We start from the raw sequence: 26976 nt of genomic DNA on the forward strand, positions 1-26976 counted from the left end.
TTAAGAATCGCATATTTGATGGTCGCTATCCGCGTGGGTGATGCTGTTGATGTAATTTATGAAGGCGCTCTTTAGCGACATGGGTATAAATTTGCGTGGTGGATAAATCACTATGCCCTAAAAGCAGCTGAACGGTTCTTAAATCCGCACCATGATTAAGTAAATGGGTGGCAAAAGCATGGCGAAGTGTATGCGGTGATAATTTTAGATGAATCCCCGCATCAAACGCTAAATTATTCACTCTATGCCACAAGGTCTGTCGAGTCATTGGACGACCAATGCGAGATACAAATAAAGTATGAACCCACTTATTCTTTACCAGGCTAGGACGCGCTTCTTTAATGTATTTTTCAATCCATTCAACGGCCATTTCACCTATAGGCACAATACGTTCTTTATTCCCTTTTCCCGTTACTTGCACCAGGCCTGCTGACAAATTCACTTGTTCGAAAGGCAGCTCTACCACCTCCGAGACTCGCAAACCACTGGCATACATTAATTCCAAAATCGCCCGATCACGAATCCCTAAAGGAGTGTATTCATCAGGCGAATATAACAAGGCCTCTATTTGTGCTTCAGTGATGGTTTTAGGAATACTTTTAGGTAATTTAGGGGCTTTTACTAAAGCAGTTGGGTCCGCCTCAAAATATTCATTGCTTGCCCCCCACTGATAAAAGCGTTTAAGGGTAGAAAGCAAACGTGCATTACTTTTCTCTTTTCGCCCTTCATCATGCAAATAGAGCATAAAGGATTCTATACCTTCGTTGGAAATTTGCTCAACTTTTGACTGCTGGACATCAATTAACCAGGCCTGGTAAAGTTTTAAATCCGTTTGGTAGGCAGAAAGCGTATTAGCACTCAAACCTTCAGAAAGCGATAAGTAACTGAGAAATTCAGTCATTCTTGGATGAAGTAGGTTGACTGATTTTTTAGGCTTTGATTGTATCATGGGGATTAGTATAGCCGAGAGTTCAGTTTTGTGTCATCTCGATAGACTGTGACGGCGACTGATATTTAAATTCGTTTTACCAGGCCTGGTAAATTAGGATAATCAATATTGAATTTAGTTCTAATTTAAGTGCTTGTGGTTTCGAATAACAACCACGGCTTAAATAGTTATTTGCATCGCAATTCAGATTTAAAACGCACCTCGTTAAATACAAAAACGCCCCGTAACCAAAAGATTACGAGGCGTTTTTTGTACAAGAAAAATCTTGAATCCTGCGGGATAAACTCCCGTTTGATTATACTTTTTCTTTGATACGTGCTGCTTTACCAGATAGATCACGTAGGTAGTATAGTTTCGCACGACGTACCGCACCTTTACGTTTAACAGCAATGCTGTCAACTAATGGGCTGTAAGTTTGGAAAGTACGTTCTACACCAACACCGTGTGAAATCTTACGCACGATGAAGTTAGAGTTAATGCCGCGGTTTTTCTTAGCAATAACAACACCTTCATATGCCTGAAGACGTTCGTTTTTACCTTCAACAACTTTAACCTGTACTACAACAGTGTCACCAGGAGCAAAAGTAGGGATTTCCTTAGTCATTTGCTCTGCTTCAATACGCTTAATGATATCGCTCATTTTAAGCTTCTCCATTTATGTGGCTCGTTCATTTAAGATTATGAGCCTGAGACATTTTGGTCTCTTAACTTTATCCAACAATAACTAACGCTGTTAGCCAGAGGTTGAATCCGAATTTTTTAAATATTCAACAAAGAATATTTTTACTATTTTTTACCAGAGAGTAGATCTGGCCGACGTTGCTCTGTTCTTGCTAATTTTTGTTCTTGTCGCCAAGCATCAATTTTAGCGTGATTGCCCTCCAGTAAAACTGTAGGAACCGTCATTCCATCGACCTCTTCAGGTCGTGTGTAATGCGGACAATCTAACAAGCCGTCGGAAAACGAATCTTGTTCTGCTGACTGGTTATGCCCTAATGCGCCTGGAATCAGTCTAATGACAGCATCCATTAACATCATGGCAGGGAGCTCCCCCCCACTCACTACAAAATCACCAATGCTGATTTCTTCATCAACTGATGATTCAATCAAACGCTCGTCAACGCCTTCATAGCGTCCACATAGCAAGGTAATGTTTTTATACTGAGTTAACGCTTCAACCTTCTGCTGAGTAAGTGGTTGACCTTGTGGTGATAAATACACCACATGGGGTTTTACACCATTCTCAACATCACACTCAGCTTCAATCGCTGTCAGCGAGTCTTTTAACGGTTGATACATCATAACCATTCCTGGCCCGCCCCCGTAAGGACGATCATCAACCGTTTTGTGTTTATCTAAAGTAAATTGACGCGGATTCCAGGTTTTAAGTTGGTACAGCCCAGATTGATTTGCTCTACGACTGACACCTGATTCCGTTAATGCACTAAACATTTCCGGAAACAAGGTAATCACATCAAATCTCACTGTCTGATTCCAATTCCCAGTCAACCACAATCTGTTTTTTGTCGGTATCGACACTTAAAATGAATCGATCCATAACAAATGGAATCAACTCTTCCTGTTCGCCTGCGACACGCAAAACATCATGAACACCTGTTTCTATTAAATCTTTAACCGTACCAATGACAGTGCCATCTTCTAGCAGCACTTGGCAACCGATTAAATCAATCCAATAAAGCGAGTCTTTGCGGTTTTTTAATTGCGACTCTTCAATCGCAATTTCACACCCCATAAACTCACGGGCGACATCTCGGTCATCTACTTTATCTAGTTTGGCCACCAAGGTTTTTCCACCCTGCTGTACCTTCGAGTCAACAATGCTGACTTGACGCCATTCGCCTTTGCATTTAATCCACCAAGGCGAATAACTTAAAATATTTTCGCGCGGGTCGGTATGAGAAAAAATCTTTACCCACCCATTAACGCCAAAAACACCATTTATTGAACCGACAATCAGTTTTTCTGCAGACATCAATCTACTCTCCGTTGTCGGTTAAAAAATTATGCGTTTTTAAGAACGTTTTTTACACGTGGGCTAACTTGAGCGCCTTGAGCAACCCAGTAATCAACTCTCGCCTGATCAACACGGATTTTTTCTTCTTGTCCACGAGCGATTGGGTTATAGAAACCAACTTGCTCAATGAAACGACCAGTCGCACTGAAACGCTGATCAGCAACAACTAACTTGTAAAAAGGACGCTTTTTAGAACCACCACGGGCTAGACGTACAACTACCATAATAATATTCCTTATATTTATCAGGCGATGAGAGGAAATCCCCCCAACAATTTCTTTTGTTTATTGATTTTCACCAATATGACTTGGCGAATCGCGGGATTATACAGAAAAAATCAAAAACGTTCAATGGTTTATCTGTAAATTATTTGACCATAGGTAATGTGTCAATTTCAAAGAAAAAACAACTAGTTAACACATACCTAAAAGAAAAAACCTTTAGCTAAATCCACTAAGCTAAAGGTTTTGCTGTAATTAAAATTAAAGTTACCAGGCCTGGTAACTTTCGTTCTAAATTCGTTTTAGAGTGTTTGATTATTCAAAACTACGAATAATGATTAACGCATTCCAGGTGGTAACCCACCCATTCCTCCCATACCTGGCGGAAGTTTTCCTGCAAGACCGCGCATCATATTTTTCATACCGCCGCCTTTCATTTTTTTCATCATTTTTTGCATTTGGGTAAACTGTTTTAGTAACTTGTTTACATCTTGTACAGAGGTGCCCGAACCACTAGCAATACGGCGTTTACGCGATCCTTTTATCACAGCAGGGAAACGGCGCTCTTTTTTAGTCATTGAGTGAATAATCGCTTCAAGACGTTTAAACTCTCTTGCGGCAACATCTTCATCCACCTGGCCTTTTAGCTGTCCCATTCCAGGCAATTTACCCATAAGGCCGCCTACACCGCCCATACTGTTTATTTGCTGAAGCTGCTCCAAGAAGTCTTCTAAATCAAACTCACCCGACTTTTGAATCTTTTGAGCAAACTTCTGAGCTTTCTTATGGTCAATTTTGGCTTCAGCTTCTTCAATTAAGCTCAAGACATCGCCCATGCCCAAAATACGACCTGCCATACGGTCTGGATGGAATGGTTCTAAAGCATCGGTTTTTTCACCCGCACCAATAAACTTAATCGGTTTACCCGTGATTTCGCGAATCGACAGAGCCGCACCACCACGCGCATCACCATCTGTTTTGGTTAAGATTACCCCAGTTAGCGGTAAGGCATCGTTAAATGCTTTGGCGGTGTTCGCTGCATCTTGCCCTGTCATAGAATCTACAACAAACAGCGTTTCACACGGTTTAATGCTAGCGTGCAGTTTTTGCACTTCTTGCATCATTTCATCATCAATATGCAAACGACCTGCAGTATCTAAAATAAGTACATCGGCAAATTGTTTTTTGGCTTCCGCATGTGCATTCTTAGCGATGGTAATCGGATCTTGATCGGCGCTTGATGGAAAGAACAACACATCAACTTGTTCAGCTAAAGTTTCTAACTGTTTAATCGCCGCAGGGCGATAAACATCGGCAGAAACCACCATAACCTTTTTCTTTTCACGCTCTTTAAGCCACTTGGCCAGCTTACCAACCGATGTTGTTTTACCCGCACCTTGTAAACCCGCTACCATGATCACCGCTGGCGGTTCTACATTAAAGTTTAGGGGTTCGGCTTCTTTACCCATTACCTCTGCAAGCTGTTCTCGAACAACCTTAATAAAGGCTTGACCAGGGTTTAGACTGGTTGATACTTCCTGACCAATGGCGCGCTCTTGCACCTGGGTAATAAAGTTTTTGACAACAGGCAAGGCAACATCCGCCTCTAACAACGCACGGCGTACATCACGCAATGCATCCTTAATATTTGCCTCGGTCAAACGTCCCTGGCCACGAAGAGCCTTAAAGGTCTTGTTTAAACGATCCGATAAATTGTCAAACATGAAAACTCCTAAAACAGACTTTAAATCTATATTTTAGATTTAAAAATGTCGTCTTGTCTAAAACGAAAAATGAATTGCAGTATTATAGCGGAAATAGAGTTGAGAATCTGCTTTGACTTAATTGATTAGACACACCATCAGGCCTGGTAATTAATAAAGCCCAAATTTACGTCGTAAATCTCATAGATAGTTTGTTTATTTACGTATTGTCTGAGTTACAATAGTTGCAACTATTTCAAAAACAGTTCACATAATATTATTAAGGTTTGATATCAATGTTATTCACCGGATTCAGTGCAGTATTAGCCAGCCTACTCTACTTTTTTGCTAGTGCAATTATCTGGAAAAAAATTCAATCACCCGCTCAAAAAGAGATTCGTCCAACCATCATCAAGGTCATTACGCTTGCTATTGCTTTACATTTATATGCTTTAAGTGCAACGCTTTGGATGGATTCAAATATCTTTTTTGATATTGGTAACGGTTTATCATTAGTGCTTGTTTTGACCTCAATGATTTTATTAATTACACACTTAAATAAACCAACAGAAACCTTGGGTATTTTCATCTATCCACTAGCCGCACTGAGCACCTTAGCACCACTTGCTATAAATGAAAGAATTCAGCTGCCTCTTGAACTGGGAAGCCATGTACTTATATCGATTGCGGCCTATAGCATTATGGGGATTGCAACCGCTCAGGCCATTTTATATGGTGTACAGGAGCGTAACTTTAAGGCCAAACGCTTAACAAAACTAATGAAAGCGCTCCCTCCTTTACAAGTTATGGAAAGCACCTTATTGCAACTTGTCAAAATAGGTTTTATCTTTTTAACCTTTGCCTTAATTAGCGGTGCTTTTTTTGTAGAAAACTTATTTGAACAACACCTGATTCATAAAACCTTTTTTGCCATATTAGCCTGGGTGGTTTATGGCGTCTTTTTATTTGGCCAAGCAAAGTATGGTTGGCGTGGTCAAACGGCCGCTCGTTACACTGTGTGGGCTTATTTTTTATTAATTTTAAGCTATATAGGAACCACCATCGTAATTGGTTTTATCGCCTCTTAACCGATTGATTTCATAGCCGGATTGGTGAATAGATACAAACTTTAAAACCGACCTTTTCAACTTTATGAATCTTTGTTTGGTGCAAAAGTCGTTGAAAAGGTATAATTCCGTTTCATTCATAACATACTAGAAAGACATTGAATTCTTTAGACATTTCGATCCTCTTTGGGATTTTAGCCCTACTTATCATTCTTTCCGCTCTGTTCTCTAGCTCTGAAACCAGTATGATGGCGCTCAACCGCTATCGTCTCAAACATCAGGCTAAATCTGGCCATAAAGGTGCTGAACTCGCCCAAAAGCTACTGGAAAAACCAGACCGTTTGTTAGGAGTCATTCTTTTAGGCAATAACTTTGTCAATATCTTTGCCTCTTCCATCGCCACCATTATCGCCATGAAACTCATCGGTGAAGCGGGCATAGCCTTGGCCGCAGGGTTATTGACCATGGTGGTGTTAATCTTTGCAGAGGTTGCGCCTAAGACCTTAGCTGCTCTACACCCAGAAAAAATTGCCTACCCTGCCGCTTATGTATTAACACCACTGTTAAAACTATTCTCCCCCATTGTTTGGTTAGTTAACTTTTTTGCGAACGGTTTCTTAAAAATACTTGGGGTCAATATCCATAATGTTGAAGATGCCCATGCGTTATCAAATGAAGAGCTGCAAACGCTGATTTATGAAGCAACCAGCCAACTGCCTGAACAATATCGTTCAATGCTATCAAGCGTTCTCTCTTTAGAAAGCGTTACCGTTGAAGATGTCATGATTCCTAAACAGGATATGTATGCGGTTGATGTTGACCAACCTATTGAGCAAATATTGAAAAATATTCAAAAATCACCCTATACGCGAGTGCCCATTTACCGCTCTTCTTTAGATGAAGATTTGATTGGAATTTTAAATTTACGACGTGCTTTACCTATTTTGATGCGAGATGAAGTCACCTTAAAAGATATTATTCGCATCACTCGCCCAGCCTATTTTGTACCAGAAACCACTTCATTAAATGTACAACTTGGTAAATTTAATGAGAACAAACGCCGTATGGCTTTAATTGTGGATGAATATGGTGATTTACAAGGCCTCCTGACAATGGAAGACTTGCTCGAGGAAATAGTAGGCAAACTCTCGACCGATGCTAAAGCCAAACCTATTGAAGATGCTGTTGCTCTGCATGACGATGGCAGTATGACCATTGACGCTTCTGAGTTCATTCGTGATTTAAACAAAGAGTATGAATTACAACTGCCAACGGATGGTCCTAAAACCCTTAACGGTTTAATTCAAGAAGTATTAGAAGAACTGCCCTCTCCAGGTACCTGCATTAAAGTCCAAGACTATGTTTTAGAGGTGATTGAAACATCAACCAATGCTATTGAGGCCGTAAAGCTTTCCACTTACAGCACTAAAAAGAAAAAAAGAAAGAAGGCGAGCCATGAGTAATTCACCAGTACAAAACCACCCTTTTAACAACGATACAGAGTGGCAAAAACTGCTTTCAGGCATTAAAAAGATTGCCAAAATTGAAGTATTAGCGCGTTTTGAACAAGTCTCGGCTGAAGAAAAATCAGACGGCTCTTTGTTAACGGAAGCCGATACCGAAATGCAAAAGAAAACCCAGCAGTTTCTTGAAATTAATTGGCCACAATACGCTTTTTTGGGTGAAGAGTCTTCATCAGAGGAACAAGAACAGGCTATGAACAGTGATTCAGGTTGTTGGATTCTTGATCCTGTGGATGGAACCAGTAACTTTGCTATTGGCATTCCTGTCTATTCGGTCTCTTTAGCCTTAATGGTAAAAGGCAAATTATTAGCAGGCCTGGTCTATGATCCAAGTCGAGATGAAATGTTTTCTGCTCGCATTGGTCAAGGAGCCACCATCAATAATCAATCGCTCAAAGCCAGCACACCTAAACAAGCTTTAAAACAGTGCAGTGGCATTATTGACTTTAAACGTCTTTCAGCCCCTTTAGCGACTAAGTTAGCGACACAATGTCCTTACTCTTCACAACGTAGTTTTGGTTCAGTGGCTTTAGATTGGTGTTGGATTGCAGCAGGCCGTGGCCAAATTTATTTGCATGGTGCTCAAAACATTTGGGATTACGCCGCTGGTTGGTTAATTTTGCATGAAGCTGGCGGGTTTAGCTCTACCTTAGAGAATGATTGTGTGGTAACACCTAAAGTTGTAAAACGTTCTGCTGTAGCGGCTACCACAAAAAGCCTATTTGATGAGTGGCAAACGTTTTTAGAAATCTAACGAACAAGCCCCCCTTTTTTAAAGGGGGATTTTCAGTACCGTTAATAAAATACTTTAGCGATATTCAACCTCTAAACTTAGGGCTGCTAGTTAAATAGAACCCCATTTAGCCAGGGTTTTTTTGAGTGCTTCAATGTTTACAGGCTTACTCAGATAATCATTCATGCCTGATGCGATAACCGCTTCATAACTCTCTTCATAACTGTTAGCAGATAAAGCAATAATAGGAACATTCCCCTCATGCCCAGGTAGCATACGAATTTGCTGAGTTGACTCTAGCCCATTCATCTCTGGCATCTGCATATCCATTAAAACCAAATCAAAAACATTATTGCTATCTTGCATCATTTCATAGGCTTCTAAGCCATTATTAGCAATTTTTACATGGTGCCCTAGTTTGCTAAGAATTGTTTTAATGAGAAATTGATTAGGTAAATTATCTTCAGCGACCAATACTGACAAAGGCTTAATATCCTGCTCCTCTGTAAGCACTTCAGCCGTGGTTTGAACGACTTCTTCTGATTTTTTCAAAGGAATTTCAAACCAAAAAGTACTTCCCACGCCTTCTGTACTAACAATACCGATTTCTCCATTCATCGCTTCAACCAGCTTTTTGCTGATTGACAAGCCTAAACCGCTCCCTCCAAATCGTCTTGAGGTTGAAGAATCCGCCTGGGAAAATTCCGCAAATAACTTAGGTATATTTTCTTCAGAAATACCAATGCCAGAATCTTTAACCTCAAACCTCACTGAACCGACTGTACCAGAAGTATTGTTTTTCGAAAAAGCTTTACCTGGAAAAACAGAGATTGCAACACCACCCGCTGAGGTGAATTTGATGGCATTACCGACCAAATTTAACAACACTTGCCTTAGTCGACCCTCATCACCAAGATAGTGACTATTTAATTCTTCAGAAATCTCAGATGTTAAGTCTATATGTTTGAGCTTGGCATTCGTTACTGACATTTCAATAACAGTTTGAACTTGTTGTGGCAAGGAAAAAGGCCTTTGCTCTAACTGAACCTTACCCGCCTCTAACTTATTAAAGTCCAAGATATCATTAATCAAATACAGAAGATGATCGCCTGAACGCTTAATCATCTCAACATGATCCGCCAAATGAGAGTCAAGGTCTTCGCTTAAAAGCAAGCTGGCATTACCAATAACCGAATTAAGCGGTGTTCGGATTTCATGACTCATCACCGACAAGAAATCCGCTTTAGCTTTTGCCGCTTGCTCTGCGATATTTCTTGCCGCCTTAAGCTCTTCTTCCATCTTTTTTCGTTCAGTAATGTCTAGCGCAAAACTCAGTAACCATGTCTCATAATTCTGGTTAAACTGCTTAACATGCATAGGTACTTTGCCGTGAAGCATCCAGTGAGTTTGCTCATTAAACTGAGCCTCTTCCTCAAACAAAACTACTTTTTCAGTACTCTGAATCTCTTTATCTTTTGTCGCTTGCTTAACTGCAAAGGTAATTGGGTAGGCCTCAAAATCTGTTCTACCGAGCATTTGCCCACGCACTTTACCCGTTAAATTTTCAGCCTCCTTATTAAAAAAGCGATAACACCCTTGGGCATCTTTTACGTAAATAGAAATAGGCAGCGCATCAATCATCTGTTCTATTAGTAATTCACGCTGTCTTAATTGCTGTTCAGCCTGTTTTCGGTTTGAAATATTGGTTAAGGTTCCAGCGAGTCGAATGGGCTTATCATCTTGCCATTGAGCTTGCCCTGTCATATAAATCCATTCAAATTGCTGTTTATTATTTAAAATCCTAAACTCAACATTCAATGGCCACTTATGTTGCAAATGGTCATCTATGGCATTAACCACCGCTTCAACATCTTTTTCACAAATCCGACTGATTAATTTATTGTAACTTGAACCGATAATAGTGCCATTTACACCAAAGACCTCATGGGCTTTTTGATTCAACTGAACAAAATCTTTTTCAATGTCCCAGTCATAAATACCAAATGCAGAAGATTCTATAATGAGTGAATGAATACCTGTCTTCTCTTCTCCTGTTGCATACCCTGCACCGTTCTCCTTACGATTGGCTAAAAACTGAATTAATAAGGCATTTTCATGTGGTGTGGCAATAAAACGGTACTTCTCAATTGCACCTGGAATTTGATAATCAAAGACAGAAGGAACCACTTGAGAAAGTGCATCCATCAATTCAAGTTTAAATGCTGGGTCACTGGTAACATCAAACGTTCCCCAGGTAGAATAAGCGGTTTCATTCTGCCATCGGTGTTGCCATACCCCATCTTCATCTCGCTCAAACACGGCCGTAGCAATAGATAAGTGACTGTATAACTCTTTGACTTGTTTTAAAAAAGATTTCATAAGAATGAATATTATAGATTTTATTGAATTAAAGCTATTCTATTACCTGTAGAGAGGGTTTTATATCTAATTTTAAATTTTTAAACTCAATATATTAATAACCAAAATTAACAGACCAGTTTCAATACAATTTTATAAAGAATGCTTGTTAACTAAAATATTAAGCGCTATAAAACAAAAAAGCCTGTCAACTGAACAGGCTTTAGAGAAATAAAGTTCAAGTTACCAGGCCTGGTAACTATAATAATTTATATCTTTTTAATATTTCCAAACCAATTGGGCACTGAAAATATCCACAGCTGAATCATAAGAACCCACTAAATACTGCACATTATCCGTTGAATAGTTCACCTTTGATTTATCCGCAAAAAGATGGCTATACCCAATATCCAAATCCATAGTTGGACTCACTTTATAACCTAAACCTAAGGCTAGCCATTTGCGGTCAGAATCAGGTGTGCGTGGACTACGATGTGTTTCATTCGAAACAGGAGTTTGGTCAAATGCCACACCCGCTCTTAATTTCATATCATCATTCAACTGATAGATACCACCCAATGATAAACGCCAGCTGTCTTTAAAGTCTTGTCGAGTGTCAGTAATCTCTACTCCCGAAGCATTTTCGATGATTAAAGAACCATAATCACTCCATTTTGTCCAAGTTGCATCGGTAAGAACGGTGAATCTATTGTATTGATGGGATAGACTTAAAGAAGCAGAAGCAGGAAGGCTAACAGTTGAAGAAATTTTTCCATCTAATCCACTAAGAGCATCAGGATAAGCAATCGTACCTTTTGCATCCTGAGTAACTGATGAACGGTAAGCTAAACCAATATTTGTTTTGGCTTGTGGTTTCCATAAAAAACCAAAGTTATAGCCATACCCCCAGCTATCTGCCTTAATTTTTAGACCGTCATCACCAGCTGTTCCTGTCGAGCTTCCAAGATTGACCTGCTGTTCCATGACCAAATCCACATATTGAGCATTCAATCCAAAACCAAAAGAAAATTCTTCATTGATTTTGCGTGCTATAGCAGGGTTGATATTAATGGTTTTAAGGTTTGTTTCAGTTGCATGATAACGACCGACCCAATCATCCTCATAAGAGATATGCTGACCAAAAGGCACATTGATACCTAAACCGATATCGTAATCCCCCGCTTTGCCTTTCCAGTAAATATTCGGCACAAAACCAATTGTAGCACCATCATCACCACTTCCCTCTAGCCTGTTCGCTTCAACAGCTAGATATGAACCATCATTAGAAAACTTGGCCATTGGCGAAATAATATGCCCACCAATAATTGCTTGATTACCTTTAATCTCGGTTAACCCAGCAGGGTTAAACCACATGACACTGGCATCTTCGGCATTGGCGGCCGCACCTGCATAGGCGGTACCTTGCCCACTAGCACTTTGTTCAATTAAGGCAAACCCTGAAGCTTGTACAGTTTGCGATGCGAGCGCTAATAAAACGGCTGTGGTTAATTTATTAAATGGCATTTGTTCTCCTAATATTCTAAGCTACTTATAGACATGCGTGATTCTACCACCCACAAAGTATTACTCATAATTCAAAAATTACGATGTGTGATAAATAAATTAAATTACCAGGCCTGGTAAAGTGTGTTTAGGCTTAAAGACGAGCGGTTATAAAACGTCTAACGCTTGCTGTAAACTCTTAACGCCAATAATTTCCATGCCTGGAATACCATTTTTTGGCACATTACCAATTGGTACAATGGCACGTTTAAAGCCGTGTTTTGCCGCTTCAATAATACGTTCTTGCCCACTAGGTACAGGACGAATCTCCCCTGCAAGCCCCACCTCTCCAAAAATAATCAGCTCTTGCGATAAAGGTTGATTTCGCATACTGGACAGAATGGAACATAAAACAGCCAAGTCCGCACTGGTTTCAGAGACTTTTACGCCACCCACCACATTGACATAGACATCTTGATCACTTGCTTGAATACCACCATGGCGATGCATAACTGCTAACAGCATGGCCATACGATTTTGATCCAGACCGACGGTAACTCGCTTTGGCGCACCATAAGGAGAATCATCAACCAATGCTTGAATCTCAACCAATAGCGGGCGTGAACCCTCCCAAACCACCATCACGACTGAGCCTGGAGCCGCATCTTCACCTCTTGATAAAAAGATGGCGGATGGGTTTTTAATCTGCTTCATGCCTTTTTCAGTCATGGCAAATACACCCAACTCATTAACCGCACCAAAACGGTTTTTAATGGCTCTTAGGGTTCTAAAACGACTGTCGGATTGCCCTTCTAAAAAGACCACTGTATCTACAATGTGCTCTAAAACCCTAGGCCCCGCCACCTCACCAGATTTAGTCACATGCCCCACTAAAAATATGGCCACATTGTTTTGTTTTGCGTAACGAGTTAAATAGGCCGCACTCTCTCTTACTTGAGAAACACCGCCTGCACCACCACTCACTTCAGCCAATTGCATGGTTTGTATAGAGTCGACCACCATAACCTTAGGTTTTTCATTTTCTGAGGCAACGGTAATCGTTTCAACGTCTGTTTCAGTAAACAACCTTAATTTTTCATCAGGCAACTGCATACGTTTGGCTCTTTGTGCAACCTGTTGCAATGACTCTTCACCAGTCACATAGAGTACGTTTTGCTGAGTACTTAAATGACACATCACTTGCAAAAGAATAGAGGATTTACCTACTCCAGGATCTCCACCAATCAATACAACAGAGCCTGGTACAATCCCTCCACCTAAAACCCTGTCTAATTCAGACATGCCCGATGAGATGCGTGGCACCACAGATAAATCGACATCATTAATGGATTGAACCTTATTTTGGGTCGTACCAGCATAGCCTTTAGAGCCCGTCCCAGTCGATTTTTTAGCTGGAGACAGCTTAAACTCTTTTAACGTATTCCAAGCATGACAAACTTGGCATTGCCCTTGCCATTGAGCGTGTTCTGCTCCACATTCGGTACACACATAAGCGGATTTATTTTTGGCCATAGAAGTTACTTCTTAAATTTTAAATTAATAAGAGACCTTTGCACGAGTCGATGAACGTATAAAAACGGCTATAACCCTCTATCTTCAGGCTAAAAAATCCGCCCAATAACTCGTTATTATGCGTATTTTTTAGCCTAAATCTAAAGAATTCTATCTCGTTTTTCTTACGTCCCTGACTCGTACAAAGGTCTCAATGAATTCAAATGATTTTAATCACTTTCACCCTAAATGTCTGTTTTGTTTTCTAACAGTTTTTTCTTACAACCCTTAGATACAAAAAGACCCGCAAATGCGGGTCTTTTGTAAGAAGGAAATGATATTAATGTTTAATATCTCTCCAATACTCTCTCTTAAGTAGATAAGTTAAGAGCAGTAACACTAATAAGAAAGCAATAACTTTCCAACCTAAGTCTAAACGTTCAAGTTTGGCTGGTTCACCAACATATTCTAAAAAGTTAGATATATCACGTGCCGCTTGCGCATACTCTTCAGGCTTAGCATGACGCTGAATACCTTCTAAAACATTCGGCATTGAGGTACCTTTTAGGGCATGGTTATCCCAATTTCCTTTCTCATCTTGATAGTACTCTGTTAGGAAGGTGTAGATATAATCTGTTCCTTTTAAACGAGCCATCAACGATAAATCAGGTGGAACCGTCCCCAAAACCTGCGTTGCAACACCATCAACCATTCGAGTTTCAACCGTATCTACAACCTTATTTTGACCGTAAGCCATTTTTTGAATAATCTCTTCATCTGTCCAACCAATATCACGCGCAATGCGGTTATAACGCATATATTTAACAGAGTGGCAAGCCATACAGTAGTTAGAGAACAAAACCGCACCACGTTTTAGAGAGTCTTGGTCTCGCAAGTTATTTTCGGCTGGTTTTAATTCAATGCCATGTCCACCTGCTGCTTGCACAGGTGAAACGAAAGGCAATAAAAATAAGCTCAATAGCATCAGTAACTTTTTCATTATTGCACCCTCTCTGGAACAGGTTTGGTCTTCTCATGCTTGGAGGTAAACGGTAATATCAAAAAGAACATGAAATACAAAGCGGTAAAGATTTGCGCTAGTTTTGTTAGCTCAGGCGTAGCTGGCTGCGTACCTAACCAACCTAATACAACAAAACTAATGATAAATACCGTCAATAAGACTTTGAACGACATACCACGATAGCGAATAGACTTAACCTTACAACGGTCTAGCCAAGGCATTGCAAATAACACCGCAATCGCTCCGCCCATTGCCACCACCCCTAAGAACTTATCAGGGATAGCTCGCAAGATGGCATAGAATGGCGTGAAATACCAAACAGGTGCAATGTGTTCTGGCGTTTTTAATGGATTTGCTGGTTCAAAGTTAGGCGGTTCAATAAAGTAACCTCCACCTTCTGGCATATAGAACATGACAATAGCAAAAATCAAAATAAAGAACACCGCACCCATAGAGTCTTTAACAGAATAATAAGGGTGGAAGGGAATACCATCCATTGGCAAACCTTGGGCATTTTTTACTTTTTTGATTTCAACACCATCTGGGTTATTTGAACCCACTTGGTGAAGCGCAACAATGTGCATAAACACCAAAATTAATAGCACTAAAGGCAAGGCAATAACATGCAAAGCAAAGAAACGGTTTAAGGTAGCATCTGAAATAACAAAGTCACCACGTACCCATAAGGCTAAATCTGGCCCGATTACTGGAATAGCGCCAAATAGAGAGATAATAACTTGCGCACCCCAATAGGACATTTGCCCCCATGGTAATAGGTAACCCATAAAGGCTTCGGCCATTAAGACCACAAATAACAACATACCGATTATCCACACAAGCTCCCGCGGTTCCTTATAGGAGCCATACAGCAGACCACGAGTCATATGCAAATAAACCACAATAAAGAAGGCTGATGCACCCGTTGAGTGCATATAGCGAATCAACCAACCCCAGTCGACATCACGCATAATGTATTCAACAGAGTTAAAAGCTTCTGCTGCACTTGGCTTATAACTCATGGTTAACCAAATACCAGTAACTAACTGGTTAATTAAGACTAATAGAGCAAGAGAACCAAAGAAGTACCAAAAGTTAAAGTTTTTAGGTGCATAGTATTCACCAACGTGCTCGTTCCAAGTACTAACCAATGGGTAACGCGCATCAAACCAGGCCAGTAAAGAGCCTTTTTTAGGCTGCTTTGAATCTAAATCATTCATATTGTTTTCAGACATTATGCAACTCCCTCTTTGGCATCTTCACCAATACGAATAATCGAATCCGATAGATAATGATGAGGTGGAATTTCCAAGTTAGTTGGTGCTGGTACCGATTGGAACACACGACCAGCTAAATCAAATCTTGAACCATGACACGGGCAAAAGAAGCCACCCTGCCAATCTGCACCCACATCTGGAGAACCGATTGCTGGACGATACAATGGTGCGCAACCCAAATGCGTACAGACACCAACAACCACTAAATATTCACTATTGATAGCACGTGTTTCATTTTGGCAATATTCTGGCTGCTCTGACTCTGCAGAAGCTGGGTCACGTAGTTGACCATCTAATGGTGCTAGACCATTGACCATTTCAGGTGTACGACGTACAACCCATACAGGCTTACCACGCCAAGCAACCGTAAGCATTTGCCCTGGTAATAGTTGACTCACATCGGCATTCACAGGTGCCCCTGCTGCCTTAGCTTTTTCACTAGGTTGCCATGAGCTCACAAACGGTACCGCCAAAAAAGTTGCGCCCGTTGCACCAACTACTCCCGTTGCGCCCGTTAAAATTTTACGGCGCTGAAGATTTACACTAGATGCGTTTTGTTCTTCTGTCGACATAGGTTTGTCTTCCCTTTAATTGCAAGCAAATTCTGGCTATTCTACCCAAGCTTGCGTTTAACTTAAATCAGTATCTTCTCATACTGTCATAAATATTTACTTATGACGTGTCATAAATTATTTTATTTATCTTTTATTTCAACAAGTTATTCATATAAAAATTTTACTTAAAAAAATCTAATTTATTTACACTGGATTTTCAATATCAACAAAAAAACACTGTAAATCAAACTTTTTCTCTAAATGTTCACCCAATGCTTTAATCCCCAAACGCTCTGTAGCATGATGCCCTGCTGATAGATAATGCAGACCACACTCTTTGGCTAGATGGGTGGTCTGCTCAGAGACTTCACCGCTAATATAAACATCAGCACCCCACTCAATCGCTTGGTCTATATAACCTTGCGCTCCACCACTGCACCAAGCAATACGTCTTACCAACTCTTTACCACCAGGCAAGTGCAAAGCATCACGCTGTAAACTGTGAGATACCATGGTTTTAAATTCTTCAATAGAGACTGATTCTGGTAACTCTCCTAATCTTACCAGGCCTGGTAAAGGAGTAATATCGGTAAGCCCCCATAACTGACCTAATAAGGCATTATTACCCAACTCTTCATGGGCATCTAACGGCAAGTGATAACCAAAGAGGTTAATATCATTAAGTAGTAAGCTTTTGATACGCTTTTGCTTAAAACCAGTAATGACCTCTGGCTCACTTTTCCAAAAATAGCCGTGATGTACCAAAATTGCATCGGCATTTAAATCAATCGCTTGATCAATTAATGCCTGACAGGCTGTGACACCCGTCACGATTGTTTTTATCTGCTCACAACCCTCAACCTGCAAACCATTGGGGGCGTAATCTTTAAAATCGTTTACCTTCAAGTAGCTTTGTAAATAATCTTGCAACTCTTGTCGTAACATGAATCTACTCTCCGTTTACTTTTGTCAACTCTCAAAACGATGCTTTTGCACTTTACCTAAGGCGCTAGTCCATCATAAAAAAGCCACCAGGCCTGATAGGCAATGGTGGCTTCATTCAAAGCTGTAAGCAGTTTATAAGACGATTACAAACTTAATCCGTTACACGGTAACGTGCTGACATAGCGTGCGCTTGTAAGCCTTCACCATCTGCTAGAATACCTGCAACCTTACCTAGTTCATTAGAACCTTCAGGTGAACACATAATCAAGCTCGAACGCTTCTGAAAGTCATATACACCCAATGGTGATGAAAAACGAGCGGTACGTGAAGTTGGCAACACGTGGTTAGGACCTGCACAATAATCACCTAAGGCTTCAGCCGTGAAACGCCCCATAAAGATAGCCCCAGCGTGGCGAATCTTTGGTAGCAATGCTTTAGGGTCATCAACTGATAGCTCCAAATGCTCAGGAGCGATAACATTAATCATCTCAATCGCTTGCTCTTCATTATCTACAACAATAATCGCCCCACGGTCATCTAATGCGGTGCGAATAATTTTTTCACGTGGCATCGTTGGCAGTAAACGATTCATACTTTCGTAAACCTTTTCAGCAAACTCAGCGTCTTGAGTAACCAAAATAGACTGTGCATCTTCATCATGCTCAGCTTGTGAGAACAGGTCAACCGCAATCCAATCTGGATTGGTCTTACCATCACAATAAACTAAGATTTCAGATGGCCCAGCAATCATATCGATACCAACTGTACCAAATACCATACGTTTTGCGGTAGCCACAAAGATATTACCAGGCCCTACAATTTTATCCACAGCTGGAACCGTTTCAGTACCGTAAGCTAAAGCGGCAACCGCTTGAGCACCACCTAAGGTAAATACGGCATCCACTTCACAAATAGCGGCTGCAGCTAATACCATATCGTTCACTTCACCATCTGGCGTTGGCACAACCATGATTAATTTCTCAACCCCTGCTACTTTTGCAGGAATGGCATTCATAATTACTGATGAAGGATAAGCGGCTTTACCACCTGGCACATAAAGACCAACACTATCAAGAGGTGTCACTTGCTGCCCCAGCATCGTTCCATTAGCTTCTTCATAGGTCCAAGAATTTTGTACTTGTTTTTCGTGATAGTCGCGAACGCGATCAGCAGACAGCTGAAGTGCATCACGCTGCTCAGCAGGAATCCTTTCTAAAGCGGCGTGTAAACGCTCTTTAGAGATTTCCAACTCGGCACCAGAGTTTAAGGTTAAACGGTCAAAACGTGCCGTGTACTCTAGTAATGCAGCATCACCTTGAGTACGAACGTTATTCACCACTTCTTTAACGATATCGTTAACTGAATCATTAGAGACCGTTTCCCATGCTAGTAAACGATCTAATTCCTCTCTAAAACCTTCTGCATTAGCAGATAAACGACGAATATTAAGCATTTTCTTTCTCTATCACTGTTTTAAACTGTTGAATAATAGTATTGATTTGATCAAACTTCGTTTTATAAGCGTGCTGATTCACAATCAAACGTGAACTAATATCAGCAATATGTTCCATCGGCACTAAACCATTGGCTTTTAAAGTATTACCTGTATCAACCAGGTCCACAATGCGATCAGCTAGGTCGATTAATGGTGCAATTTCCATTGAGCCATACAGTTTGATTAAATCAACCTGTTCACCTTTTTCAGCATAATACGCTTGAGCCGATTTTAGATATTTAGTTGCGATTTTAAGACGATGCCCATGTGGCTTTTCAATTTCAGGGCCTGCCACCATCAATTTACACTTAGCAATCTGTAAATCTAAAAGCTCATACAGGTTATCGCTCGGCGCTTCCATTAATACATCTTTACCCGCCACACCAATATCTGCTGCACCATGAGCCACATAAGTTGGCGCATCGGTTGCACGAACAATCAACAAACGTACGTTTGGCTGGTTGGTAGGTAAGATTAATTTACGGCTTTTACTTGGATCTTCTAAAGGTTCAATACCTGCCGCTTCAAGTAGCGGTAAAGTATCTTTATAAATACGCCCTTTAGATAGCGCAATGGTTAACTGGTTATTCATAACTCGGTAAACTTTTTAATAATTTTAAATTGGTTTTTTTAGCCACCTTTACAACATAAAGCATAATGGTGGGCTAACTTAAATTTTAATTCGATAAACGGTAAATATGTGCGCCCACTTTATGGAACTTTTCTTCAATCAACTCATAACCACGGTCAATATGATACACACGATTGACAACGGTTTCTCCCTCAGCAACCAGGCCTGCCAAAATTAAGCTGGCTGAAGCACGTAAATCGGTTGCCATAACAGGCGCACCACGTAATTTCTCAACACCTTTAATGTGTGCCGTATTACCCTCAACACGAATATCCGCTCCCATTCGAGCCAATTCAGAAACGTGCATAAAACGGTTTTCGAAAATGGTTTCTTCAATCGTAGATTCGCCCTCTGCAAGCGCGTTCATTACCAAGAACTGTGCTTGCATATCGGTTGGAAACAGAGGATAGGGATCCGTTACGATATTAACAGGTTTAAGCTTTCTATCACGCATATCCAATGTAATTGTATTTGCGGTAGTCGTCACCTCCGCACCCGCTTCTGTAAACTTCTCTAATACCGCACCTAAATGGCTTGGGTTGACTTTAGTTACCGTCACTTTACTTTGCGTAACCGCAGCAGCAGCTAGATAGGTTCCTGCTTCGATACGATCAGGAATCACTTCATAGTTCACTCCCGTCAAACGCTCAACCCCTTCAACAACAAGTGTATCAGTACCAATACCACTGATTTTTGCACCCATCTTAACCAAAAACGCAGCTAAATCCGTTACCTCTGGTTCACGCGCCGCATTACGCAGAGTGGTCACACCATCCGCTAATACCGCCGCCATTAACAGGTTTTCAGTTCCCGTTACCGTCACAGGTTCCATGGTAATATCCGCACCATGTAAACGTCCATTTGATTTAGCAATAATATAACCTTGCTCAACTTGGATTTCTGCGCCCATTTTTTCCATACCACTAATGTGAATATTGACAGGACGAGAACCAATTGCGCAACCACCAGGTAAAGAAACTTTTGCTTCACCAAAACGTGACAACAGAGGACCAAGAACCAAGATAGAGGCACGCATCGTTGTAACTAATTCATACGGGGCTTCTTTACTTGTAACATTTGAGGCATCAATTTCAATGTTTAACTCTTCATCAAACATAATTTCAACCCCCATTGAAGCCAACAACTGAATGGTTGTCGTCACATCCATTAGATGAGGAACATTGGATAATTTCACAGGGGTTTCAGCTAATAAACAACCCATTAATATTGGAAGAGCCGCATTTTTTGCGCCAGAAATTTCAACACTGCCAGAAATCTGACCCTGATTATTAATTACAAGTTTATCCATTAAATACTGCTTTCATTTTTCATATTAGTGCTTCTAGACAAACCCATAACAGAGCATTTATCTAAAATTAAGTTTATTTTTAAGGTGTTTGCGCTTTGATAGATAGCGCATGCAGCTCACCACTGGCAAATTGCGCTTTAAAAATATCATTTACCATACGATGACGTTGAATTGGGCTTTTGCCCTCAAACGCTGCACTGGTTACGGTAATTGAAGAAGTGCAATCTGCTCCACTTAGGTCAACCACTGCACCTGGAATTTCTGCTTCAATCATCTCTTTAATTTGTTCTGGAGACATAACTTGCTTCTCTCTAAAAATTTTTATTGGCGTATTTTAACGCCTTTATTCAATAAAATCAGATTTATCGCAGAAACCAAAATAACAAAGAAGCTCGTTACCGCCAAACTCAAATAAACCGATACGTCAGACTGCTCAAAAAATCCGTATCTAAACCCATCTACCATATAAAAGAATGGATTAAAGTGCGAAGCTTGCTGCCAAACCTCTGGTAATGCATGAATAGAGTAAAACACCCCACTCAAAAAAGTCAGTGGCATAATAATAAAATTCTGAAACGCAGCAAGATGGTCATATTTTTCGGAAACAATGCCTGCTAACATGCCTAATCCCCCCATCATAGCTGCACTTAATACGGCAAAAACAATAATCCAAAGGGGTTGATGCCAAGTTAAATCAAACCACATAATACCAATGACTAAAATACCTAAACCCACTGCAACACCACGAACAATTGAGGCTGCTACAAAGGCCATATACAACTCAAAAGGTGAGATTGGGCTCAGTAACACAAAGGTTAAGTTGCCGTGCATTTTTGACTGAATTAAACTCGATGAACTATTTGAAAATGCATTTTGCAATATCGCCATCATTACCAGGCCTGGTATCAAGAACTGGCTGTATGATAATCCTGAATAGGTTTCAATTTGTGAAGCGATAACTTGGCCAAAAACCAATAAATATAATAGGGTTGATACCACTGGGGCAAAAACCGTTTGCACCACCACAGAATAAAAACGGCGAATCTCTTTAATAAACAGAGCCCAAAATCCCGTAAAATTAAAGCTAAACATAGAGAATAAACTAGACAACATTACGCCACCCCCTCAGAAGTTAAATCTAAAAACACCTCTTCCAAAGTAGCATCTCGACTGCTGACATCGGTAACATCTAAACCTGCCTTTTCAATCAAGCCCAAGACCTCTGCCATTGAACTATTTTTATCAATTTGAAATACATAGCTATTGTGCTCTTTTTCAACCAATAAATCCGCTAAAGATCCCGTTAACTCATTGGCCAATTTAGCCACATTAACTCGCAGATAGCGATAGGGATGTTTTGATAATAACGCTTGGGTATTATCTAGCGCCTTTATTTGGCCTTTTTGCATAATGGCCACTCTGTCACACAAGGCTTCCGCCTCTTCTAAATAGTGGGTGGTTAAGATAATCGTATGCCCTTGTTGGTGTAGCTCTTTGGTGAATTCCCATAAGGTTCTGCGTAAATCCACATCCACACCTGCGGTAGGCTCATCTAACACCAAAACCTTAGGTTTATGCACCAACGCCATGGCAATCAGAACACGACGTTTCATCCCCCCAGAAAGCTGACTGGTATTAGCATCCGCTTTATCCGCCAGTGCTAAACGTTCTAAAAGTTCATTAATCCATTTTTTTTGCTGGGGGCCTTTCATACCAAAATAACCCGACTGCAACTCAAGCAACTCTTTAATTGAAAAAAATGGATCCGCAATTAACTCTTGTGGCACTAACCCCAATAGGCGACGAGTGTGGCGATAATCATCAATCACATCATAACCTTGAACTTGAATATTGCCCGAAGTAGGCACTACCAAACCAGACATCGCATTGATTAAAGTCGATTTACCTGCCCCATTAGGGCCTAATAAACCAAAAAAAGCGCCCTCTTCCACATCAAAAGAAACGCCTTTCAATGCTTGTAATTCAGCGTAATCTTTAACCACATTGTTAAATTGAACAGCTAATGCCATTAACAAACCCTTTTTTAAAATCTTCAAAATGAAAATAGGGCCAATAAGCCCTATATAAAAACCGTTCTATTAGAAAATTGCCTTCTAATAGAAAATAAGCATCACCCTATACCAAGGCCAACACCTCATCTAAATCATATAATTTAATGAGTGTTTGCAAATCTTCTGGCAGCTGAATGACCTGTAATTTTTCATCTAAATTAGACGACCAAATTAATAACACCGCAAATATTGCGCTATCCGCTTTAATAACCTGACTAAAGTCTACTTTTTTAACGGGTAAACTTAGCCAACCATTCTCCTTTATTAAAGCAGCCAATTGATTTATGCCTAATTGAGCAGGTAAAACCAGTTTGGACTCGACTGAATCCCAATGAATTAATTTGCCTTCATTCGTCGTTGTCATTAAGCGTTACCATTAAAGTCAGCGTTTTTTGACTGCATCTCTGTAATCACCTCATCCAAACCTTTTTTAGAGATATCTGAATCATACGCTTTACGGTAACTTAACAGCATACTGATGCCCTCTACCGCTACATCATAAAGCATCCACTTTTGAGTGGTTTTATTTAAATAAACACGATAGATAACATCCGATTTATTGCCATCAGACTGCAAAACGCTCGAAGCCACCGTAACTCGACCTGGTTTCTCTTGTTGCGCATTTTTTACTTCAACAGAATCAATATTTAGTTTAAGCAAACTTTGTGAATAGGAGCGAATCAATGTATTAGTAAAAGCGTTAACAAACTCCGTTTTTTGCTTATCCGTTGCTGTTCGCCAATGTTTTCCCATAACATATCGCGCCATTTTCTCTGTATCGATATAAGGCAAAACAAAAGAGGTTGCAAATACCTTAACCTGAGCTGGATCACTCTCCAAAGCCTCACGATTTGTATTTAACTCGGCGATGACTTTATTTGACAACGCCAACACCATCGCTTGTGGATCATCTTGATTAATTAACTCCACTTCAGCAAATGCAGAGCTATTGAATAGCGCAACAAAAACCATTGTTAAAAACAGTTTAAAACTTTGAGAGAGCTTAAAAGACACGTACTTAACGTTTTTTGACAACACCTTAATTATCTCCACTTTCACTAAATTTCACTAAAAACTGACCAATTAAATCCTCTAGTACAAGAGCTGATTGGGTTAAATCAATTTGACTACCGTCCTTTAGAGATTCCTCTTCACCCCCAATTTCTATCCCCACATACTGGTCACCCAGTAGACCTGAAGTTAAGATTGAAGCAGAAGAGTCCATTGGTAACTCATTATAGGTGTTATCCATTTTCATAATCACCTTGGCTTTAAATGAGACAGGATCGACCATAATTTCAGTCACTCGTCCAATCACAACACCACTCATTTTTACTGGCGCTCGTACTTTTAAACCACCAATATTGTCAAACAGTGCACTGATTTGATAACTTGGCTTCTCTTTCCAACTACTGAAGTTACTTACTTGCAAAGCAATCATCACCAAGGCGAGTATGCTCATTAAGACAAATGCGCCCACCCAAATTTCAATTTTTGCTTGTCGCTTCATGTGATTTTTCCCTTTAAATCATATTGCTTACACGACATTAATTAAACATCAATGTCGTTAAAATAAAGTCTAGCCCAAGTACACCCAATGAACTGTGCACCACGGTTCGAGTGGTTGCACCACTCACGCCCTCAGAGGTTGGAATAGCATCAAACCCTTGATACAAAGCAATGATGGCAATCAAAATCGCAAATGCAATCGATTTAATAATGCCGTTCATTACATCCTCTTGCCAATCAACATGGCTATTCATTTGTGACCAAAAAGAGCCCTCATCAACCCCCAACCAACCTACGGCAACCATATAGCCGCCAATAATACCTAATGCGGTAAATAACAGAGTTAGTAAAGGTAGCGCAATAATCGCTGCGGTGAAGCGTGGAGCATAGATATATTTAAGAGGATCAATTGCCATCATTTCTAATGCGGATATCTGTTCTGTTGAGCGCATTAAACCAATTTCTGCCGTTAGTGCTGAACCCGCTCTACCTGCAAATAACAGTGCGGCAACCACTGGACCAAGTTCACGCAACAGAGATAAAGCGGTCATGGTTCCCACCGCTTCTTCTGAATTATAGTCCACTAAAACATTGTAGCCTTGCAGGCTTAGAACCATACCAACAAATAGACCTGCTGTAAGGATGATAGGCAGGGATAACACCCCTGCCACATAAATCTGTTTAGTTAATAAATCGATACGCCACAAAGAGTAAGGTATGGCAGGAAATAACGATACTAAAAAGAACGCCCCACGACCAAACGAACCAAGGATATTTAAGGTTTTTTTACCCAGCTCCTGTAAAAGTTTTAATCCAAAAACAGGTTGTTTATTGATTTGTTGACTCATCAGTCTTACACACTTTGATTATTGGTTTTAAAAGGTGTCATATCATCCAGATACGAATCTTTTGAATAGTGAAATGGCACTGGACCATCAGGCAACCCATGAATAAACTGGTTAACATAGCCTGTTTTTTCATTAAGTAACTCTTCTTTGGTGCCCTGAGCAATAATCTTACCTTCTGACATGACACACACATAATCGGCAATCGACAACACCTCATTCACATCATGGGAAACTACAACACTGGTTAAATTAAGACTGTCATTTAACTTACGAATTAACTCAACCAATACACCCATTGTAATAGGGTCTTGCCCAACAAAAGGCTCATCATAAAAAATCATCTCAGGATCGAGTGCAATACCACGTGCTAAGGCGACTCTTCGCGACATACCACCAGAGAGTTCGGCTGGCATTAAGTCTTTAGCACCGCGCAAACCAACCGCCTGCAATTTCATTAATACCAGCGGATAGATTACCGACTCGGGTAATTTAGTATGCTCTCTTAATGGGAAAGCCACATTATCAAAAACATTTAAATCCGTTAACAGAGCACCACTTTGAAAAAGCATACCCATCTTTCTTCTTAGCTGATAAAGTTTTTTACGAGGTAGTTTATGAACATTTTCACCTTCAACAAAAATCTCACCAATATCTGGCTGAAGCTGACCTGCAATTAATTTAAGAAGAGTTGTTTTCCCAGAACCACTAGGCCCCATAATTGCAGTCACTTTGCCTCTTGGAATACTCAACGAAATATCATCAAAGATTTTTCGTTCACCACGCATAAAGGATAAATTTTTAATTTCTATTAATGTCTGATTTTGCATATTAATTAATGTCGATTGCGACTGTCGCTTTTCATGTTACCAGGCCTGGTATTTTATCGTATTTATTGAACCATCATTATAAAGATAGACAATAAACCTTTTAATAAAAGAGTTAATTTCATTAAAACATGACTAAATAGTTAATATGTAAAAACCAAAAAACCATTTTTTATAGCGCTTAATAGCCTAAAAACTCACCAATCGTTTTTAAATTAAACAACTGCTTCATATTAACATTTTCAGCCTTAACCAATAAAGCGCCACCTTGAAGCGTTTCTGGCAAACTTTTCATATAACTTTGCAATAACTCAGTTTGCGCTTTTGCATCGTCACTCACACCCTCAACCACACCACACAAAGCGCCTGAACAAGTCTGATTGCCATAAACCCATTGCCAACCTGGAAGTATTTGGGTTTTTGACACTAAAGTCACAGGCAAACCTGCACACGTTAATGGCGTACCCTGCTCCTCAGAAAACATAACAACACCTGCTGAAAGTGAGGATAACTTCTCAACAATTGCCGTTAATTGACTTTCTTTTGTTTCATCACAAGCGTCTCGCACTTCAAAATAAAAGCTAAAGTCACCTTCTACAGCATCGACAACCTCTTCTATTTGCTCATCATTCCAGCTTAACCAGTTAACTTGTGGCACGAGTACAACTCTATAAGCATTGCTGTAATAATCCAACATCCACTCTTCTGGCAAATCATCAGGGTAAAAACCGCCTCTCCAAGAATCGTATTGCCATCCAAAAGTACCGATTTGTAGATTTTCCATTCACACTATCCTTAAGCATTTCATACTAAAAAACCAGTGGCTATTTTATCTCTTATAAAATAAAACAATGCTTTTTCTTAGCCAAGACAAGATGATTAACCTCTTT

At 40.2% G+C, this 26976-nt stretch carries 28 protein-coding genes; 3 read left to right on the forward strand and 25 right to left on the reverse strand.

All coding sequences use genetic code 11. From position 1 onward, the window contains the following. Window positions 1-25 precede the first annotated feature (25 nt). The 6 genes from xerD to ffh all read right to left on the reverse strand — a co-directional run bounded on the left by xerD (window position 26) and on the right by ffh (window position 4929). The gene (xerD, locus tag A379_RS04015) at window positions 26-949 is read right to left on the reverse strand and encodes a site-specific tyrosine recombinase XerD (protein WP_040725952.1); all 924 of its coding nucleotides are present in this window, start codon (window positions 947-949) and stop codon (window positions 26-28) included. 295 nt (window positions 950-1244) lie between these two features. Beyond that, entirely contained in the window at window positions 1245-1589 is a 345-nt protein-coding gene (rplS, locus tag A379_RS04020) for a 50S ribosomal protein L19 (protein ID WP_040725953.1), read from the reverse strand. A gap of 146 nt (window positions 1590-1735) precedes the next feature. Beyond that, a complete protein-coding gene (gene trmD, locus A379_RS04025; RefSeq protein WP_051145242.1) occupies window positions 1736-2401 on the reverse strand; it encodes a tRNA (guanosine(37)-N1)-methyltransferase TrmD in 666 nt (221 codons plus the stop codon). Between the two features lie 22 nt (window positions 2402-2423). Beyond that, complete coding sequence (gene rimM / locus A379_RS04030; RefSeq protein ID WP_040725957.1) at window positions 2424-2942, reverse strand: ribosome maturation factor RimM; 519 nt, start codon at window positions 2940-2942, stop codon at window positions 2424-2426. Between the two features lie 29 nt (window positions 2943-2971). After that, window positions 2972-3208: a 30S ribosomal protein S16 gene (gene rpsP / locus A379_RS04035; protein ID WP_040725960.1), complete on the reverse strand. Its 237-nt coding sequence runs from the start codon at window positions 3206-3208 to the stop codon at window positions 2972-2974. Between the two features lie 335 nt (window positions 3209-3543). Further along, window positions 3544-4929 (reverse strand): signal recognition particle protein, encoded by a 1386-nt coding sequence (gene ffh / locus A379_RS04040; protein ID WP_040725962.1) that lies wholly within the window; start codon window positions 4927-4929, stop codon window positions 3544-3546. 275 nt (window positions 4930-5204) lie between these two features. Here ffh and A379_RS04045 point away from each other — a divergent pair, with 275 nt between their 5' ends. The 3 genes from A379_RS04045 (at window position 5205) to A379_RS04055 (ending at window position 8252) form a co-directional block, all read left to right on the forward strand. Continuing rightward, a complete protein-coding gene (locus A379_RS04045) occupies window positions 5205-5996 on the forward strand; it encodes an inner membrane protein YpjD (protein WP_051144994.1) in 792 nt (263 codons plus the stop codon). Between the two features lie 137 nt (window positions 5997-6133). Further along, window positions 6134-7438 carry an HlyC/CorC family transporter gene (locus A379_RS04050; RefSeq protein WP_040725968.1) on the forward strand — a complete coding sequence of 435 codons (1305 nt, stop codon included), beginning with the start codon at window positions 6134-6136 and terminating at the stop codon, window positions 7436-7438. Beyond that, the gene (locus A379_RS04055) at window positions 7431-8252 is read left to right on the forward strand and encodes an inositol monophosphatase family protein (RefSeq protein WP_051144995.1); all 822 of its coding nucleotides are present in this window, start codon (window positions 7431-7433) and stop codon (window positions 8250-8252) included. The genes A379_RS04050 and A379_RS04055 overlap by 8 nt, the downstream gene beginning before the upstream one ends. Window positions 8253-8342: 90 nt before the next feature. On the opposite strand, the gene A379_RS12585 is transcribed toward A379_RS04055, so the two are convergent. The 19 genes from A379_RS12585 to A379_RS04150 all read right to left on the reverse strand — a co-directional run bounded on the left by A379_RS12585 (window position 8343) and on the right by A379_RS04150 (window position 26870). Next, window positions 8343-10610, reverse strand: coding sequence for a PAS domain-containing hybrid sensor histidine kinase/response regulator (locus tag A379_RS12585; RefSeq protein ID WP_051144996.1), 2268 nt, complete (start codon window positions 10608-10610; stop codon window positions 8343-8345). Window positions 10611-10868: 258 nt separating this feature from the next. After that, window positions 10869-12113 carry an OmpP1/FadL family transporter gene (locus tag A379_RS04065; protein ID WP_040725970.1) on the reverse strand — a complete coding sequence of 415 codons (1245 nt, stop codon included), beginning with the start codon at window positions 12111-12113 and terminating at the stop codon, window positions 10869-10871. Between the two features lie 147 nt (window positions 12114-12260). Then, window positions 12261-13625, reverse strand: coding sequence for a DNA repair protein RadA (gene radA / locus A379_RS04070; RefSeq protein WP_040725971.1), 1365 nt, complete (start codon window positions 13623-13625; stop codon window positions 12261-12263). A 319-nt stretch (window positions 13626-13944) separates the two neighbouring features. Continuing rightward, window positions 13945-14604 (reverse strand): cytochrome c1, encoded by a 660-nt coding sequence (locus tag A379_RS04075; protein WP_106381681.1) that lies wholly within the window; start codon window positions 14602-14604, stop codon window positions 13945-13947. Beyond that, the gene (locus A379_RS04080) at window positions 14604-15857 is read right to left on the reverse strand and encodes a cytochrome bc complex cytochrome b subunit (RefSeq protein WP_232744812.1); all 1254 of its coding nucleotides are present in this window, start codon (window positions 15855-15857) and stop codon (window positions 14604-14606) included. The genes A379_RS04075 and A379_RS04080 overlap by 1 nt, the downstream gene beginning before the upstream one ends. Next, window positions 15857-16471, reverse strand: a complete 615-nt coding sequence (petA, locus tag A379_RS04085; protein ID WP_040725974.1) for a ubiquinol-cytochrome c reductase iron-sulfur subunit — start codon at window positions 16469-16471, stop codon at window positions 15857-15859. Before petA ends, A379_RS04080 begins: the two co-directional genes overlap by 1 nt. Window positions 16472-16657: 186 nt before the next feature. Continuing rightward, complete coding sequence (locus tag A379_RS04090) at window positions 16658-17398, reverse strand: Nif3-like dinuclear metal center hexameric protein (protein ID WP_040725976.1); 741 nt, start codon at window positions 17396-17398, stop codon at window positions 16658-16660. Window positions 17399-17549: 151 nt separating this feature from the next. Then, a complete protein-coding gene (gene hisD, locus A379_RS04095) occupies window positions 17550-18851 on the reverse strand; it encodes a histidinol dehydrogenase (protein ID WP_040725978.1) in 1302 nt (433 codons plus the stop codon). After that, window positions 18844-19485 (reverse strand): ATP phosphoribosyltransferase, encoded by a 642-nt coding sequence (gene hisG, locus A379_RS04100; RefSeq protein WP_040725979.1) that lies wholly within the window; start codon window positions 19483-19485, stop codon window positions 18844-18846. The genes hisD and hisG overlap by 8 nt, the downstream gene beginning before the upstream one ends. Before the next feature lie 85 nt (window positions 19486-19570). After that, complete coding sequence (gene murA, locus A379_RS04105) at window positions 19571-20833, reverse strand: UDP-N-acetylglucosamine 1-carboxyvinyltransferase (RefSeq protein ID WP_040725981.1); 1263 nt, start codon at window positions 20831-20833, stop codon at window positions 19571-19573. 79 nt (window positions 20834-20912) lie between these two features. Continuing rightward, entirely contained in the window at window positions 20913-21131 is a 219-nt protein-coding gene (locus tag A379_RS04110; RefSeq protein ID WP_040725983.1) for a BolA family protein, read from the reverse strand. Window positions 21132-21154: 23 nt separating this feature from the next. Beyond that, window positions 21155-21946, reverse strand: coding sequence for an ABC transporter permease (locus A379_RS04115; RefSeq protein ID WP_232744813.1), 792 nt, complete (start codon window positions 21944-21946; stop codon window positions 21155-21157). Continuing rightward, window positions 21946-22863: an ABC transporter ATP-binding protein gene (locus A379_RS04120; protein ID WP_198525646.1), complete on the reverse strand. Its 918-nt coding sequence runs from the start codon at window positions 22861-22863 to the stop codon at window positions 21946-21948. Before A379_RS04120 ends, A379_RS04115 begins: the two co-directional genes overlap by 1 nt. A 106-nt stretch (window positions 22864-22969) precedes the next feature. Further along, window positions 22970-23269 carry a lipid asymmetry maintenance protein MlaB gene (locus tag A379_RS04125; protein WP_040725984.1) on the reverse strand — a complete coding sequence of 100 codons (300 nt, stop codon included), beginning with the start codon at window positions 23267-23269 and terminating at the stop codon, window positions 22970-22972. Beyond that, window positions 23269-23919: a phospholipid-binding protein MlaC gene (locus A379_RS04130; RefSeq protein WP_232744814.1), complete on the reverse strand. Its 651-nt coding sequence runs from the start codon at window positions 23917-23919 to the stop codon at window positions 23269-23271. Before A379_RS04130 ends, A379_RS04125 begins: the two co-directional genes overlap by 1 nt. A 25-nt stretch (window positions 23920-23944) precedes the next feature. Then, window positions 23945-24415 carry an outer membrane lipid asymmetry maintenance protein MlaD gene (gene mlaD / locus A379_RS04135; protein WP_040725986.1) on the reverse strand — a complete coding sequence of 157 codons (471 nt, stop codon included), beginning with the start codon at window positions 24413-24415 and terminating at the stop codon, window positions 23945-23947. Between the two features lie 37 nt (window positions 24416-24452). Beyond that, window positions 24453-25262 (reverse strand): lipid asymmetry maintenance ABC transporter permease subunit MlaE, encoded by an 810-nt coding sequence (mlaE, locus tag A379_RS04140; RefSeq protein ID WP_051144997.1) that lies wholly within the window; start codon window positions 25260-25262, stop codon window positions 24453-24455. A gap of 5 nt (window positions 25263-25267) precedes the next feature. Then, window positions 25268-26089 carry an ATP-binding cassette domain-containing protein gene (locus A379_RS04145; RefSeq protein ID WP_040725989.1) on the reverse strand — a complete coding sequence of 274 codons (822 nt, stop codon included), beginning with the start codon at window positions 26087-26089 and terminating at the stop codon, window positions 25268-25270. A 178-nt stretch (window positions 26090-26267) separates the two neighbouring features. Then, the gene (locus tag A379_RS04150) at window positions 26268-26870 is read right to left on the reverse strand and encodes a hypothetical protein (protein WP_040725991.1); all 603 of its coding nucleotides are present in this window, start codon (window positions 26868-26870) and stop codon (window positions 26268-26270) included. Window positions 26871-26976: the final 106 nt, after the last annotated feature.

Source organism: Thiomicrorhabdus sp. Kp2 (assembly GCF_000478585.1).
GTDB lineage: Bacteria > Pseudomonadota > Gammaproteobacteria > Thiomicrospirales > Thiomicrospiraceae > Thiomicrorhabdus.